The 14,618-nt window shown below is 69.7% G+C and carries 19 protein-coding genes and 1 tRNA gene; 11 read left to right on the top strand and 9 right to left on the bottom strand.

What is annotated here, in order from left to right:
- Nucleotides 1-101: 101 nt before the first annotated feature.
- From ACGFNK_RS10115 to ACGFNK_RS10105, 3 genes are all read right to left on the bottom strand, one after another.
- Nucleotides 102-284, bottom strand: coding sequence for a hypothetical protein (locus ACGFNK_RS10115; protein ID WP_393413780.1), 183 nt, complete (start codon nt 282-284; stop codon nt 102-104).
- A gap of 179 nt (nt 285-463) precedes the next feature.
- The gene (locus ACGFNK_RS10110) at nt 464-1,303 is read right to left on the bottom strand and encodes a hypothetical protein (protein WP_393413777.1); all 840 of its coding nucleotides are present in this window, start codon (nt 1,301-1,303) and stop codon (nt 464-466) included.
- Nucleotides 1,303-1,677 (bottom strand): hypothetical protein, encoded by a 375-nt coding sequence (locus ACGFNK_RS10105; protein ID WP_393413774.1) that lies wholly within the window; start codon nt 1,675-1,677, stop codon nt 1,303-1,305. Before ACGFNK_RS10105 ends, ACGFNK_RS10110 begins: the two co-directional genes overlap by 1 nt.
- Nucleotides 1,678-1,829: 152 nt before the next feature.
- Here ACGFNK_RS10105 and ACGFNK_RS10100 point away from each other — a divergent pair, with 152 nt between their 5' ends.
- Nucleotides 1,830-2,195, top strand: coding sequence for a hypothetical protein (locus ACGFNK_RS10100; protein WP_393413771.1), 366 nt, complete (start codon nt 1,830-1,832; stop codon nt 2,193-2,195).
- A gap of 109 nt (nt 2,196-2,304) precedes the next feature.
- Here ACGFNK_RS10100 and rsrA read toward each other — a convergent pair whose 3' ends face one another.
- From rsrA to ACGFNK_RS10080, 4 genes are all read right to left on the bottom strand, one after another.
- Nucleotides 2,305-2,619 carry a mycothiol system anti-sigma-R factor gene (gene rsrA / locus ACGFNK_RS10095; RefSeq protein ID WP_393413768.1) on the bottom strand — a complete coding sequence of 105 codons (315 nt, stop codon included), beginning with the start codon at nt 2,617-2,619 and terminating at the stop codon, nt 2,305-2,307.
- Nucleotides 2,616-3,299: an RNA polymerase sigma factor SigR gene (sigR, locus tag ACGFNK_RS10090; protein ID WP_386339211.1), complete on the bottom strand. Its 684-nt coding sequence runs from the start codon at nt 3,297-3,299 to the stop codon at nt 2,616-2,618. Before sigR ends, rsrA begins: the two co-directional genes overlap by 4 nt.
- A gap of 310 nt (nt 3,300-3,609) precedes the next feature.
- Nucleotides 3,610-4,254 carry an alpha/beta family hydrolase gene (locus ACGFNK_RS10085; protein ID WP_393413765.1) on the bottom strand — a complete coding sequence of 215 codons (645 nt, stop codon included), beginning with the start codon at nt 4,252-4,254 and terminating at the stop codon, nt 3,610-3,612.
- A 1-nt stretch (nt 4,255) separates the two neighbouring features.
- The gene (locus tag ACGFNK_RS10080) at nt 4,256-5,071 is read right to left on the bottom strand and encodes an SOS response-associated peptidase (protein ID WP_393413762.1); all 816 of its coding nucleotides are present in this window, start codon (nt 5,069-5,071) and stop codon (nt 4,256-4,258) included.
- Nucleotides 5,072-5,122: 51 nt separating this feature from the next.
- Between ACGFNK_RS10080 and ACGFNK_RS10075 the strand changes: the two genes are divergently transcribed.
- The 4 genes from ACGFNK_RS10075 to ACGFNK_RS10060 all read left to right on the top strand — a co-directional run bounded on the left by ACGFNK_RS10075 (nt 5,123) and on the right by ACGFNK_RS10060 (nt 8,716).
- Nucleotides 5,123-5,845, top strand: coding sequence for a M50 family metallopeptidase (locus tag ACGFNK_RS10075; protein WP_393413759.1), 723 nt, complete (start codon nt 5,123-5,125; stop codon nt 5,843-5,845).
- Nucleotides 5,846-5,927: 82 nt separating this feature from the next.
- Nucleotides 5,928-7,244, top strand: a complete 1,317-nt coding sequence (gene aroA, locus ACGFNK_RS10070; RefSeq protein ID WP_388681326.1) for a 3-phosphoshikimate 1-carboxyvinyltransferase — start codon at nt 5,928-5,930, stop codon at nt 7,242-7,244.
- A gap of 16 nt (nt 7,245-7,260) precedes the next feature.
- Entirely contained in the window at nt 7,261-8,271 is a 1,011-nt protein-coding gene (gene rsgA, locus ACGFNK_RS10065) for a ribosome small subunit-dependent GTPase A (protein WP_393413755.1), read from the top strand.
- 121 nt (nt 8,272-8,392) lie between these two features.
- On the top strand, nt 8,393-8,716 hold the full coding sequence (locus ACGFNK_RS10060) for a DMT family transporter (protein WP_386339228.1): 324 nt from the start codon (nt 8,393-8,395) through the stop codon (nt 8,714-8,716).
- 73 nt (nt 8,717-8,789) lie between these two features.
- Here ACGFNK_RS10060 and ACGFNK_RS10055 read toward each other — a convergent pair whose 3' ends face one another.
- Entirely contained in the window at nt 8,790-9,401 is a 612-nt protein-coding gene (locus ACGFNK_RS10055; protein WP_393413751.1) for a TetR/AcrR family transcriptional regulator, read from the bottom strand.
- Between the two features lie 199 nt (nt 9,402-9,600).
- Here ACGFNK_RS10055 and hisN point away from each other — a divergent pair, with 199 nt between their 5' ends.
- From hisN to ACGFNK_RS10025, 6 genes are all read left to right on the top strand, one after another.
- Nucleotides 9,601-10,401, top strand: a complete 801-nt coding sequence (hisN, locus tag ACGFNK_RS10050) for a histidinol-phosphatase (RefSeq protein WP_386339233.1) — start codon at nt 9,601-9,603, stop codon at nt 10,399-10,401.
- A 161-nt stretch (nt 10,402-10,562) separates the two neighbouring features.
- Nucleotides 10,563-10,955 carry a cyclic nucleotide-binding/CBS domain-containing protein gene (locus ACGFNK_RS10045; protein WP_393413747.1) on the top strand — a complete coding sequence of 131 codons (393 nt, stop codon included), beginning with the start codon at nt 10,563-10,565 and terminating at the stop codon, nt 10,953-10,955.
- 135 nt (nt 10,956-11,090) lie between these two features.
- Nucleotides 11,091-11,507: a Fur family transcriptional regulator gene (locus ACGFNK_RS10040; RefSeq protein ID WP_393413744.1), complete on the top strand. Its 417-nt coding sequence runs from the start codon at nt 11,091-11,093 to the stop codon at nt 11,505-11,507.
- Between the two features lie 140 nt (nt 11,508-11,647).
- Nucleotides 11,648-12,415, top strand: a complete 768-nt coding sequence (locus tag ACGFNK_RS10035; protein WP_393413741.1) for an ABC transporter ATP-binding protein — start codon at nt 11,648-11,650, stop codon at nt 12,413-12,415.
- Nucleotides 12,412-13,284, top strand: coding sequence for an ABC transporter permease (locus tag ACGFNK_RS10030; RefSeq protein WP_393413738.1), 873 nt, complete (start codon nt 12,412-12,414; stop codon nt 13,282-13,284). The genes ACGFNK_RS10035 and ACGFNK_RS10030 overlap by 4 nt, the downstream gene beginning before the upstream one ends.
- The gene (locus ACGFNK_RS10025; RefSeq protein ID WP_393413735.1) at nt 13,281-14,411 is read left to right on the top strand and encodes an ABC transporter substrate-binding protein; all 1,131 of its coding nucleotides are present in this window, start codon (nt 13,281-13,283) and stop codon (nt 14,409-14,411) included. The genes ACGFNK_RS10030 and ACGFNK_RS10025 overlap by 4 nt, the downstream gene beginning before the upstream one ends.
- 66 nt (nt 14,412-14,477) lie before the next feature.
- Here the strand turns inward: ACGFNK_RS10025 and ACGFNK_RS10020 are convergent.
- Nucleotides 14,478-14,551: transfer RNA gene (locus ACGFNK_RS10020), tRNA-Met, on the bottom strand.
- Between the last annotated feature and the right edge of the window lie 67 nt (nt 14,552-14,618).

The following is a 14,618-nucleotide window of genomic DNA, read 5'->3' as shown; positions in this document are numbered from 1 at the left end:
GGGTGCTGGCATGTGCGGTGCCGATATGTTCGATGCGGGCTCGACGGAGCCGGCCGGAGGAGTCAGTCGCAGGAATCAGCCGGTGGAATCAGCCGGTGAAGTCAGTTGGCATCCGGAAGATCCCGCAGCGACCGGCGGACGCGCCGCAGGGTTTCGATCGAGGGCGCCTCGGCGGCCAGTTCCTCGGCCGAGATCATCGACAGGAGAGCGGGCGGGAGTGCGAGCGCGACCGGTGCGGCATCGCGTCGGGGCAGCGGCCGGCGTACGGGCAACGGTGTGCGCACGGGTGGAGAACCGGGTTCGGCATCCGGCGGAAGACGGGCGTCCGTCGCGGCGCTTTCCTGATCTTGCTTTTGTTCTTGCTCTTGTACGTGCTCGCGGGCTTGCTCGTGTTCGTGCTTCTGTGGGGGCGCGGCTTCGTCGCGTTCCCGGGGCTGCGCCGCTCGGTCGTCGTCGGTGCTCACTACCCTCCCTTCTTCTTCTGTCCGACGTCCTGTGCGGGGGACGCACCGCCGGGTCTGCGCTTCGGCAGCGGTGCGGCCTCGGGTGCCCGTACGGCGGTGGTCGTGTCGGCCTGCGGCACACGAGGAGCTGTGCTCGGCCTGCCGTCGGCGGTGGTCCCGGCGCCCCACTGGATGAGGTCCAGGGCCTCCAGGCGGATCAGGTCCAGCATGACCGCGTACAGTCCGCGGCCGAGCGTGAAGGCGATGTCCCGTGGCGTACGACGTCCGTTGACGCTGTCCAGGACGTCCCGGTGCCGACGCGCGAGCCATCCGTCGGAGCCACGGGGTCCGGCCCCGGCTGCCGGAGCGGGCCGGACACGTGTCAGCTCGCCCGGCGGTCCCCACAGACGTGACAGCAGTGCCATGCGCCGGGAGGTCTCCTCGGTCAGCTGCCGTGGCTCGACGCCCGGCTCCGCGACGAGCGCGGGCTCCCGGTCGCTCAGCTCCCAACTTCCCGGTGGGCTCAGCGCCATGGCGAACGCCGCGTCGAACACGGCCGCGGTGCAGACAACTTCGAGTTCGGCGGCGCTGATCAGGCCCTCGGCCACGAGGTGTCCGCCCAGCCGGTCCGCGTCGGGCTCGGCGGCGCATGCGGCCAGCCAGACCTCGTCACCGATCCGCCCAGAGGTCAGCAGCGCCGATGTGACGGTCGGCGCCCCGGGCGTCTCGATCGCGCCCACCAACCCGTTCCGCAGGTGAATCGATCCTCCTGGCAGGCCGGACACGCGCACCGTTCCGCTGAAGTCCTCTTCGCGGAGCCGCAGCAGCAGTGCGGGCACATTGCGTGCCGGGGGCGCCATCACGCCAGTACCTCTGCGGCCCGGTCGCCCAGACTGCGCAGGGCCAGTGCCATATTGGCCCGGTCCCGGTCGAGGCCGGCCGCCAGTATCAGCGGATCGCCCACCGGTCGCGCCACGGAGAACAGCACGTGATGGCGTTTTGTGGTGGTGGTGACGACGCTCTCCAACTCCCCCTCGGCGCCTGCGGCGCTCAGCCGTTCGGCGATGAGGGCGGCGAGTTCGCAGACCTCGGGCCCGTCCCCCGCCTCGGCGATGTCTCCCGCGGCGCCGTAGGTCAGGCCGGTGACCGCGTCGACGAGAGCGACGCCGGTGACCCCCGGGGAATCGAGGAGCCGGTCCAGGGAAGCCTGAAGCGCCGTACTCATTTCCTCCATTCCCCCCCACCTCCCTGGGTCACACAGTACTTTGAACGTCAACTTCATAACCAGCCAAAAAGTTGACCGCTTGCGACCCACAATCGCTTGCATCCGATCGTAGATGGCCGGACATCGACCGGTCAGCAGCACCGAGGAATTGGGGCAAGAGCATGAACATCGACACCGCGCTCAAGGAAGCCATGACGCTGGAGGGCGCCCTCGGCGCGGCTCTCGTCGACTACGAAAGCGGCATGTCGCTCGGCACGCTCGGCGGCGGCCAGGGCCTCGACCTGGAACTCGCGGCGGCCGGCAACACCGAAGTCGTACGGGCCAAGATGCGCACCCTGGCCTCGCTGGCCATGGACGACGTGATCGAGGACATCCTGATCACGCTGGGCAGGCAGTACCACCTGATCCGGCCGCTCACCAGCAGCAAGGGGACGCTCTTCCTCTATATGGCACTCGACCGGACCCGCAGCAACCTGGCGCTGGCCCGGCACAGCCTGAAGCGGATCGAGAGCGGCCTGGAGGTCTGAACAGGCCCTCGACCGAACCCGCTGACGTACATACACGTGGACCGTGATCCTGGTGGGATCACGGTCCACGTGTATGTACGTCACTCATGTACGGCACGTCTGGAGGAGATCAGGACTCCTGCGGCGTCGCCTGGGGATAGGCCGTCACGTCGTGCTCGGGCACGGTCTCGCCGGAGCGGATCATGTCGATACGGCCCAGGACCTTCGACCGCAGATCGGTCGGCACGTCATCATGGCCGCAGCACCGCTTGACCAGCTTCTTCACGGCCTCTTCGAGCCCGTACTTCTCCAGGCACGGCGAGCACTCCCGGAAGTGCTGCTTGTACTTGACGCGATCGGCGTCCGGCATCTCACTGTCGAGGAACTCGTAGAGATGATCGAGTACCTCACTGCAGTCCGTCTCGTGCGGGTCTCCGCAGCTCATGAGCCCGAGCCTTTCGCTTCGTTCGACTCTCCAGCACCGGCCGGGACCAGCCCGCGCTCACGGGCGTAGTCCTCCAGCATGCCGCGCAGTTGACGGCGGCCCCGGTGCAGGCGGGACATCACCGTACCGATGGGTGTCCCCATGATGTCCGCGATCTCCTTGTACGCAAAGCCCTCAACGTCCGCCAGATAGACGGCGATGCGGAACTCCTCGGGGATCGCCTGGAGCGCTTCCTTGACGTCCGAGTCGGGCAGGTGGTCGAGCGCCTGCGACTCGGCGGAGCGCAGACCGGTCGACATGTGCGACTCGGCGCGCGCCAGCTGCCAGTCCTCGATCTCCTCGGCCGCACTGCGCTGAGGTTCGCGCTGCTTCTTGCGGTACGAGTTGATGAACGTGTTCGTGAGGATCCGGTACAGCCACGCCTTCAGGTTGGTGCCCTCGCGGAACTGGTGGAAGGACGCGTACGCCTTCGCGTACGTCTCCTGCACCAGGTCCTCGGCATCGGCCGGGTTACGCGTCATACGCAGCGCGGCCGAGTACATCTGGTCGAGGAACTCCATGGCGTCCCGCTCGAAGCGCGCGTTGCGCTCGGCGGTCGACTCCGTACCGCTGCCCTGGCCCTCGGGCTGCTCCGCCTGGCCGTTTTCGGTCCCTGCGTCGGTCCCAGCGACCGGACCCACCTCCTCAAACGATGTCGTAGAACCGAAACCGGTCCCACTCGAATCGGAGAATAGACGACCTGCGGTCGGGGCGGAGGGCCCGGAGGTCGGAGCGGCACGCCGATTCGGTCCGCCCGCCGCCCGTACGGGGACGGTCTTTGCCGCATGCAGGACGGACCAGTCCAGGTCAGTTGCACTGCTGCGGTTCGGGCAGATGGTCGAACCCATGCGGCGGACTTCCTCTCGGACGAACGGTAAGTACTCGGAGTGAGTACTTCTGCCGCTCTCAACAGAGGCCGCTACCGCATCATTCCCGCCACCTTGCGCGGGCTTACGCGAGTGACGCAAGCCACTTCACCACTCCCTCGGTGAGGATCCCCAGCGCCTGCTCCTGACCGATCTCGGCACGCTTGGGCACGGCGAAACCGTGATCTCCGTACGGCACCTCCACGAGGTCGTAAGCACCTTCCGGGAACTCCTCCGGCTTCCCGAACGGGTCGTTGCCACCCTGGACGACGAGCGTGGACACACCGGCCCCGAGCAGCTCGTCGGCGCGCGACTTCTCCGGCTTGCCCGGCGGGTGGAGCGGGAAGCTGAGTGCGAGGACGGCGGCGGCGCCCAGTTCCTGCGCCGTACGACAGGCCACGCGGGCGCCCGCGCTGCGACCGCCCGCCACGACCGGCAGACCGGGTCCGGCGAGCGTCGGCCAGATCCCGCGCCAGCCGACGTCGAGCGTCTTCGGCGCGGGCGCCAGCTTCTTGCCCGCCACCCGCCAGGGCTGCTCGACCAGGGCGACGGTCACGCCGTGCGCGGGCAGCTCGGCGGCGAGGGCGCGCAGATCCCGTGCCTCGATGCCGCCGCCGGCGCCGTGGCTCACGGCGAGCACCAGCCGCGCCTGCTTCGCCCTGTGCCAGGTGACGCGGGCCGTACCCGCGTCCGTCTCCACAAGCTCTACGAGTTCGTTGCTCTGCGTCACATCAGAAGAGTGTGCCCTCTTCGGGCGCCTCCAGCTCCTTCAGCAGCTCCGGGCCGTTGTTGCGTACGTTGCTGACCGCCGTGGAGACGGGGTACGCGCGCATCAGCCCCGGCGGAGGCGGCTCGAGCAGGGAGCGCAGGTCCTCGACGTCCGTACGGGTGGGGTCGAGCCAGGAGTCCCAGCGGTCGGGGGTGAGCATCAAGGGCATACGGGGGTGGATGTCGGCCAGAACGTGCGGGCCGTCGGCCGGGGCCACCGCGAGGGGCGACTTCTCCGCCTCGGTCGTGATGACGGAGCAGGTCACCCACCACGACTGCGGATGGTCGTCGGGCAGCGTCTTGTCCCGCCAGAACTCGTACAGCCCGGCCATCGCGAAGACGGAACCGTCGGCGGGCAGCACGAAGTACGGCTGCTTGCGCGGCCGTTTCTTCTTGCCCTCGGCCTCCAGATCGCGCTCGGCCTTGCCGGTCACCCACTCGTAGTAGCCGTCGGCGGGGATGATGCAGCGCCGGGAGGAGAAGGCCCGCCGGTACGAGGGCTTCTCGTGGACGGTCTCCGCGCGGGCGTTGATCATCCGGGCGCCGCCTTCGGGCGTCTTCGACCAGGACGGCACCAGGCCCCACTTGAGCCGGCGCAGCTGGCGAACCGGCTTGGGGTCCTCGACGTCCTTAAGAGGACGGTCGAGTACCGCGTAGACGTCCTTGGTGGGAGCCACGTTGTAGTCGGCTTCGAACTGTTCCTCCGGCTCCCACTTCTCGACTTCAAAGATTCCTGCGAGATCCTCGGGCCTACGACTCGACGCATAACGTCCGCACATACGTGCCACACTGCCAGACTTGGCGCGAAGACGAGGAGACCTCCGCAGACAATGGAAGCCACCGCAGCCACCTCGCTGGCCACCCTCTGGGACGAGGTTTTCGGCAGCCAGCCCGACCCCGACATCTGGGTGGTCGTCGCCACCATGGTCGCCGCTCTCGCCGTGATCGTCCCGCACGGCCTGTGGCGGCTCTCGCGCAACGCCATCACCATCGCCCACGAGGGCGGCCACGGCCTGATCGCCCTGCTCACCGGCCGCAGCCTCAGCGGTATACGGCTGCACTCCGACACCAGCGGCCTCACGGTCAGCCGCGGCAAGCCGACCGGTCTCGGCATGATCCTCACCGCGGCTGCCGGCTACACCGCTCCCCCGCTGCTGGGCCTCGGCGGCGCCGCGTTCCTCGCCGCGGGCCACATCACCGCGCTCCTGTGGCTGGCCACGCTGCTCCTCGTGGCGATGCTGGTGATGATCCGCAACGCGTACGGCGCCCTCACGGTGCTCCTCACCGGTGGCACGTTCGTGGTGGTGTCCTGGTTGACGGGCCCTCAGGTGCAGGCGGCGTTCGCGTACGCGGTGGTCTGGTTCCTGCTGCTTGGCGGCGTACGCCCGGCCTTCGAGCTGCAGGCGAAGCGAAGCCGAGGCGGCGCGGGCGACTCGGACGCGGACCAGCTGTCCCGGCTGACCCATGTCCCGGCCGGAATGTGGCTGTTCCTGTTCCACGCGGTGAGCCTGTGCTCGCTGATAGGCGGGGGCAGGTGGCTTCTGCAGGTCTGAAGCACGGCGCGCCCTCCCATGGGGCGCGACCAGCCACAACGCTCCCGCACTCGAACCACGGCCGACTACTAGAGTGGGGCCCATGGCCCCGAACCCCGCGAACACCGCCCTCTGGCCCGCCCCGCACGCGAGCGGAGCCGTCGACGCGACGGTCCACGTGCCCGGGTCCAAGTCGGTCACCAACCGGGCCCTCGTGCTTGCCGCCCTCGCGGCCGAGCCCGGCTGGCTGCGCCGCCCCCTGCGCTCCCGCGACACCGTGCTGATGGCCGACGCCCTGCGTGCCATGGGCGTCGGCATCGAGGAGGGCGTGGGCCCGGACGGCTCCGGCGAGGCCTGGCGTGTCATCCCCTCGGGCCTGCACGGCCCGGCCACGGTCGACGTCGGCAACGCCGGCACGGTGATGCGCTTCCTGCCGCCGGTCGCCACGCTCGCCGACGGCCCCATTCGCTTCGACGGCGACCCGCGTTCGTACGAGCGTCCCCTGCACGGCGTGATCGACGCCCTGCGCGCCCTCGGTGCCCGTATCGACGACGACGGGCGCGGCGCGCTGCCGCTGACCGTGCACGGCGGCGGGGCCCTGGAGGGCGGGCCGGTGGAGATCGACGCGTCCTCGTCCAGCCAGTTCGTGAGCGCGCTGCTGCTGTCCGGTCCGCGCTTCAACCAAGGCGTCGAGGTACGGCACACCGGCTCGACGCTGCCCTCCATGCCGCACATCCGGATGACCGTCGACATGCTGCGGTCGGTCGGCGCCCAGGTGGACACCCCGGAATCGGGCGGCGAGCCGAACGTCTGGCGGGTCACGCCCGGCGCGCTGCTCGGCCGCGATCTGACGGTCGAGCCCGACCTGTCGAACGCCCAGCCGTTCCTGGCGGCGGCCCTGGTCACCGGCGGCCGGGTCGTCGTCCCGGACTGGCCCGTGCACACCACCCAGCCCGGTGACAGGCTGAGGGAGATCTTCACCGAGATGGGCGGTTCCTGCGAACTGACCGACCGGGGCCTGGAGTTCACCGGCTCCGGCGCGATCCACGGCATCGAGGTGGACCTCGGCGAGGTCGGCGAGCTGACCCCCGGCATCGCGGCGGTGGCCGCCCTCGCCGACTCGCCCTCCACCCTCCGGGGCGTGGCCCATCTGCGCCTGCACGAGACGGACCGCCTGGCCGCGCTCACCAAGGAGATCAACGAGCTGGGCGGCGACATCACCGAGACCGCCGACGGACTGCACATCCGCCCGCGTCCACTGCACGGCGGGGTCTTCCACACCTACGACGACCACCGCATGGCCACCGCGGGCGCGGTCATCGGTCTCGCCGTGCCGGACGTACAGATCGAGAACGTGGCGACGACGGCGAAGACCCTGCCGGACTTCCCCGACCTGTGGACCGGAATGCTCGGGAACTGACGGGCGGACACGGAACATGCGCCGCTACGGCAAGCACACCGACGAGGACGACATCCGCACCCGCCCGGGCCGCAAGGGCAGCAGGCCGCGTACGAACATCCGGCCCAAGCACGAGGACGCCGCCGAGGGCATGGTCCTCACGGTCGACCGGGGTCGGCTGACGTGTCTCGTCGAGGACCGGGTCTTGTACGCCATGAAGGCCCGCGAACTGGGCCGCAAGGCCGCGGTCGTCGGCGACCGGGTGGCCATCGTCGGCGACCTCACCGGCAAGAAGGACACGCTGGCCCGCATCGTCCGCATCGAGCCGCGTACCTCCGTCCTGCGGCGCACGGCCGACGACGACGATCCGTACGAGCGCGTGGTCGTCGCCAACGCCGACCAGCTGGCGATCGTCACCGCCCTCGCCGACCCGGAGCCGCGGCCGCGGCTGATCGACCGCTGCCTGGTCGCCGCGTACGACGGCGGACTCGACCCGCTGCTCGTGCTCACCAAGTCGGACCTCGCCCCGCCGGACGAACTCCTTGAGCTGTACGGGGCATTGGGTGTTCCGTATGTCGTGACCAGCCGTGCGGAACTGGAGAGCGGGGAGGCGGTGGACCGGGTGCGCAAGCAGTTGGACGGCAAGATCACGGCGTTCGTCGGGCACTCGGGCGTCGGCAAGACGACGCTGGTCAACGCGCTCGTGGCCAAGGAGCGGCGGCGTTCGACGGGGGTGGTCAACGCGGTGACGGGCCGCGGGCGGCACACGACGACATCGGCGCTCGCGCTGCCGTTGCCCGACGATGACGGCTGGTTGATCGACACTCCCGGCGTACGGTCCTTCGGGCTGCATCACGTGGACCCGTCCCGGGTCATCCACGCGTTCCCCGACCTGGAACCGGGCACCGAGGGCTGCCCGCGCGCCTGCAGCCACGACGAGCCGGACTGCGCGCTGGACGAGTGGGTGGCCGACGGCCACGCGGATCCGGCCCGGCTCTACTCGCTGCGCAGGCTGCTCGCCACGCGTGAGCGGCGCGAGGGCGACTGATGGCAACTGATCACCGGTGACCTCAGTTTTGTTTGCATCGCCGCCACGACGGTAAAGGCATAATCGCACCAAGCGGGACCCAAGCCAGGCGAAGCGGTCACGGAGCGTGGGAGGGCATCACATGGCGTGGCTGCTGGTTGTCGTCGCCGGACTCTTGGAGACCGGCTTCGCCGTCTGTCTGAAGCTCTCGCACGGCTTCACCAGACTCTGGCCGACGATCGCCTTCTGCATCTTCGCCCTGGGCAGCTTCGGTCTCCTCACCCTCGCTCTGAAGAAGCTCGACGTCGGCCCCGCATACGCGGTATGGACCGGCATCGGCGCGGCCGGCACGGCGATCTACGGCATGATCTTCCTGGGCGACCTGGTCTCCACCTTGAAGATCGTCTCGATCACACTGGTGATCGTGGGAGTGATCGGACTACAGCTGTCGGGCTCGGCCCACTGAGCGCCCCGTAGGGACCCGGGGCTGAATGGCGTGGGAGCGACCAGCCACAACGAACCCGCAGCTCAGAGCCCCTTCAACTCACCACCCGCACAGTTGCGAGGGCGTCCCGGACCAAGCCCGCAGTTCCGCCCTCCCCGGCGGGAGCCACCACGCACGACAACCCCAGCCGCACCACCAGCTCACAGGCCCGCGCCAACTCCGCCGTCTCCGACTTCGTAGCCCCCACCGCCGTAAGCGCCGTAACGGCCCGGTCGCGCACCACCTGCACGAAGTCCCCCGGCAACGGCAGCGGCCCGTCGGCCCGCCGCTGCGCAGGCACGGCGGAGGAGGACGGCACCGCGGACAGCGTCGGCGATGGCAGCCGCTCGCTCCAGCACCCGGTGAGCACGGCCCGTAACAGGGGGTTCCCACGAGCCGCCGAAGCGGTCCAGTCCGCGATCGCCGCCAACCGCTCGCGCGGCTCGCCATGGCTGACCAGAGCCCGCTCCACGCCCGCGAGATAGGCGTCGGCCTCCCGCCGGACGAGGGCCCGTGCGAGCCCTTCCTTGCTGCCGAACTCGTTGTAGAGGGTCTGCCGGGAGACTCCGGCCACGGCGGCCACATCGACCATCCGCACCGCGGACCACGGACGGCGCGCGAGCGACGTATAGGCGGCGTCGAGGAGGGATTCCCGTGCTGCAGGCATCGTCGCCTCCCTGGGCGATCGGCTCTGCCGCTCAGAGTTGACGCGCATGGGGTCACTGTCAAGGGTTCGCGGCGGCATCAAGTGGGGCGTAGTCGCCGCCGTGCGCGGAGGAAGTGATCACCGGTCCGGCGAGGAAGGTCCTGTAGGGACCACCCGGACGGTATGGCCCCGGGCCGAACGGGGCAGATACGGTGCAGCCATGCCCGACTACCGCGATGACCTGCGCCTCGCCCACGTCCTGGCGGACGCCGCCGACGCCGCGACCATGGACCGCTTCAAGGCGCTCGACCTCAAGGTCGAGACCAAGCCGGACCTGACGCCGGTGAGCGAGGCCGACAAGTCCGCCGAGGAGCTGATCCGCGGCCACCTCCAGCGGGCCCGCCCGCGGGACGCGGTCCTCGGCGAGGAGTACGGCGTCGAGGGCACGGGCCCGCGCCGCTGGGTGATCGACCCGATCGACGGCACCAAGAACTACGTACGAGGGGTGCCGGTCTGGGCCACCCTGATCGCCCTGATGGAGGCGAGCGAGGGAGGCTACCAGCCCGTCGTCGGCGTGGTCTCCGCGCCCGCGCTGGGCCGCCGTTGGTGGGCTGCGAAGGGACACGGCGCGTACAGCGGGCGCAGCCTGACCTCGGCGACCCGGTTGCATGTCTCGCGGGTCTCGCGCATGTCGGACGCCTCCTTCGCGTACTCCTCGCTGGGCGGCTGGGAGGAGCGGAGCCTGCTGGACGGCTTCCTGGACCTGACCCGCGAGGTGTGGCGCACGCGCGCGTACGGCGACTTCTGGCCGTACATGATGGTCGCCGAGGGCTCCGTCGACATCTGCGCGGAGCCCGAGCTGTCGCTGTGGGACATGGCGGCGAACGCAATCATCGTGACCGAGGCGGGCGGCAGCTTCACCGGCCTCGACGGCCGCCCGGGCCCGCACAGCGGGAACGCCGCCGCGTCGAACGGCCTCCTCCACGACGAGCTGCTGGGCTATCTCAACCACCGCTACTGAGGCCGGCTGAGACCACCGGCGCCGACCGCAGGACAGCGCACCCCAAAGCGCTCGTACCCGCCCTCTTGTTGACTCCCCCTTTAACTGCGACTCTGAGAGTCCCCCCACTTGTGAACATGTGAATTCGCTCTCAAGCGGATTCGTAGGAGGTGGCTCCATCCATGCTCGTCCGCGATGCCATGAGCACGGTGGTCCTCACCATCGGACCCGATCACACCCTCCGGCAGGCCGCCGCGCTGATGTCCGCACGACGCATCGGCGCAGCCGTGGTCCTCAACCCCGACGACAGCGGGCTCGGCATTCTCACCGAGCGCGACATCCTCAACTCCGTCGGCCTGGGCCAGAGCCCGGACGCCGAACGGGCACACGCCCACACCACCACCGACGTCGTGTTCGCCACGCCGTCCTGGACGCTGGAGGAGGCGGCGCAAGCCATGGCGCACGGCGGCTTCCGGCACCTGATCGTCCTCGACCACGGCGAGCCCATCGGCATCGTCTCGGTCCGCGACATCATCCGCTGCTGGGCTCCGCTACGGCAGCACGCACCGGCCTGAGCGACAGGGCGGGCCGGACCCGCGGAAGGCGATCCGGCCCGCTACCGCCACTACCCTGGATAAAGTCCAAGTCGAGTAGAACTCCAAAACCACACATGTTCGGGATTGGCGTCAACTGCTGGTAGACTGCGCTTTATGAGTGACCTGTTGGAACGACTGCGCGGACGTGGCTGGCGCATGACCGCGCAGCGCCGCGTCGTGGCCGAGGTCCTCGACGGCGACCACGTCCACCTGACGGCCGACGAGGTCCATGCGCGCGCCGTCACCAAGCTGCCCGAGATCTCCCGCGCGACCGTCTACAACACGCTGGGTGAGCTGGTCTCACTCGGCGAGGTGATGGAAGTCGCCACGGACAAGCGCGCCAAGCGGTACGACCCGAACGCGCACCGTCCGCACCACCACCTGGTCTGCGCCCAGTGCGGCGCGATCCGCGACGTCCACCCGAGCGGCAATCCCCTCGCCGACCTCCCCGACTCCGAGCGCTTCGGCTTCTCGGTCTCGGCCGTCGAGGTGACATACCGGGGCGTGTGCCCGAACTGCGCGGCGGCCTGATCCGCAGACACGACTCCTCGAAGCCCCGGCACCCCATGGGAGCCGGGGCTTTCTGCTGCGCGCGGACTTCCCGAATCTGACGGGTCGTCATATCGTCGACGGCGCCCACCAGTCCGTACCGCACTCCGCGAGGAGACACCGTGGGAGAGCCGCACCCGAAACTCCAAGCCACTGATCTGAGCCGGACCTTCGGCCGGGGCCCCTCGGCCGTGGATGCCCTGGGTCCGCTGGACCTGACCGTCGCTCCTGGCGAGTTCGTCTGCATCGTCGGCCCGTCCGGCTGCGGAAAATCCACGCTCCTGAGGATCGCCTCAGGCCTGTTGCGCCCCACCACGGGCGAGTTGGCGATCCGCACCACCAGCTCCCGCCCGGCCGCCATGATCTTCCAGGACTACGGCATCTACGACTGGAAGACCGTCCTCGCGAACGTCCGCTTCGGCCTGGACATCCAGCGCGTCCCGCGCCGCGAGGCGAACGCCCGGGCCCGTGACTGGCTCACCCGCCTCGGCCTCGCGGACTTCGCCTCCGCGTACCCCGCCACGCTCTCCGGCGGCATGCGCCAGCGTGTGGCGATCGCCCGCGCGCTGGCCGTGGAGCCCGAAATCCTGCTGATGGACGAGCCATTCGCTGCGCTCGACGCCCAGCTGCGCATGATCCTCCAGGACGAGCTCCTGGAGCTCACCCAGACGACCCGCACGACCACCCTCTTCATCACGCACAGCCTGGAGGAGGCGATCGTCCTCGGCGACCGGGTCCTGGTGATGTCCGCACGCCCGGGCCGCTTCATCGCCGAACGCCGCCCGCCGTTCCCGCGTCCGCGCTCCGGCGAGGTCCGCTCGACTCCCGAATTCACCGCCCTGAAGGGCGAGTTGTGGCAGCTGCTGCGCCCGGAGGCGGTGCCGGCATGAACACGGCCGTACGCAAGGAACGTACCGATCCGTCAGCCGTACTGGTCCGCCGCCCGGGCCCACGGGAGCTGCATCCCGTACGCACCCACCGCAGGCGCCGCACCCTGGAGCTGTCCCTCGCTCTCGCCGTGCCCCTGGTGCTGGTCCTGCTGTGGCAACTGGCCGCCGCCCAGGCCTGGATCGACGACCGCGTCTACCCGGCGCCCACCACGATCCTGGCCGACGGCTGGGACCGCGCGGTGGCCGGCGACCTGTGGCCGGACGTGTGGGCCACCCTCAAGCGCGTACTGGCCGGGTACGCGATCGGCACGGCCTCGGGCTATGCGCTGGGCCTGCTGATGGGCTCGCTCTCCCTCGTACGCGCGGCACTCGAGCCGCTGCTGGACGCGCTGTACGTCGTACCGAAGCTGGCCCTGCTGCCGGTCTTCCTGAACATGTTCGGGCTCGGCGAGGGCCCGCAGGTGGCGCTGGTGGCGGCCACCGTCTTCTTCTTCGTGTGGATCTCCACGATGTCGGCCGTGATGTCGATCCCAGCCGGGTATCGCGACGCGGGACAGGTCTTCGGGGCTTCGTCCTGGCAGATGTTCCTGCATGTGCTGCTGCCGGCCTCACTGCCCGCGGTCCTGGTGGGAGCGCGGATCGCGGCGGGGGTGGCGGTGCTGGTCATCGTCGCCTCGGAGCAGATCGCCGCGGCGAACGGGCTGGGCCATCTGATCTTCGACTCACGGGCGCTCTTCCAGAACGACGTGATGTTCGTCGGGATCGTCTGCGTCGCCGTACTCGGCGTCGTCTTTTCCGAACTGGTACGGATTCTGGGGCGGTTGCTCACTCCGTGGGCGCCCCGCGACCGGGGACGGGGGCAGTCATGAGGCGTTCGCTGCAAGGTGCCCTGGTGGCAGGTGCGCTGCTGGTTTCGGCGGGATGCGCCGCCCAGGACTCCGGGAAGGGTACGGGGGCCTCCGAACCGCGCACCATCAAAGCGGTGTCCGGCTGCGGGGAGGGGAGCTGGACGGATCCGGCCGACCTGGCGGCGGACCGTGCCCCCGCGCGCTGTGCCAAGGGCACCCCGGCCCCGCAGCCCCTGCCGGAGCGGCGGAAGCTGACGATCGCGACCGGCACGCTCAGTGCGGAGTATGTGGCTCCGCTTCAAGTGGCCGTGGCGAAGGGCGAGTTCAAGAAGGAGGGCCTCGACGTCACGCTGAAGGTGCTTCCGACGCCGGACGCACTGCCGCTGCTCGCGAAGGGCGACATCGACGCCCAGTGGGCCGCTCCCGAGGCCGCCGTGATCAACGGCGTCAACAGCGGCTTCGACATCAGGTGGGTAGCCGGGAACTTCTCACCCGACCCGGAGTCGAGGAGCGGCCTGTGGGTGCGGCTGAAGGACGGCGAGAGCGCGTCGCACGTCCCCATGGCCGACCGCAAGCTCGGCACGATGATCGGCAAGGGGTCGGTCATCGCGTACCCGATGAACCAGGCACTGAAGAAGCACGGCGGCGGCCTCGACAAGGTCCAGTTCCAGGCGCTCGGCTCGGCCGACGTCCTCACCGCCCTGCAGAACGGAGGCGTGGACTCCGCCTGGCTGCTCGACCCGGTCTGGCGCAAGGTCGACGGCGACGACCGCTACGCCTTCCTCGGCGGCCAGCCGGCCGGCGAGCCCCTGGGCGGCATGCTGTTCGGCCCCAACCTGCTGACGGACGACGTGGACGCGGGGGTCGCGCTGCTGCGGGCGTACATCCGCACCGTCAACACCTACTTCGCCGGCGACTACAAGAAGGACCCGGCCTTCGTGGCCGAGCTGGCCAAGCTCATGAAGACGGATCGTACGGTCCTGGAGTCCACGCCCTCCCTCCGCATGGACTGGGAGATCCGCGCGGGGACGACGAACCGCCTCCAGTCCGCGTACCGCGCGGCGGGCGTCTCGGAGGGCGATCCGCTTCCGGAGTCCCGGCTGGTCGACCGCGCGATGTACGGGGAGGCGGTGGGCCACCGGCCGTAGATGCGCCCGCTCGTAAACAGACCGGAGGGCCGGAAACCTTTCGGATTCCGGCCCTCCGGCCTTCAGTAGCGGGGACAGGATTTGAACCTGCGACCTCTGGGTTATGAGCCCAGCGAGCTACCGAGCTGCTCCACCCCGCGGCGATGAACTGAACACTACGTCAACAGCGTCGACCAGCGCAAATCCCTTTGCGGGGGGCCTGTGGGC

It is taken from the genome of Streptomyces sp. NPDC048825, from assembly GCF_043198355.1.
GTDB classification, from domain to species: domain Bacteria; phylum Actinomycetota; class Actinomycetes; order Streptomycetales; family Streptomycetaceae; genus Streptomyces; species Streptomyces xiangluensis.
Note: the sequence above shows the minus strand (reverse complement) of the source record. Positions and strands in the feature narration are given on the sequence as shown.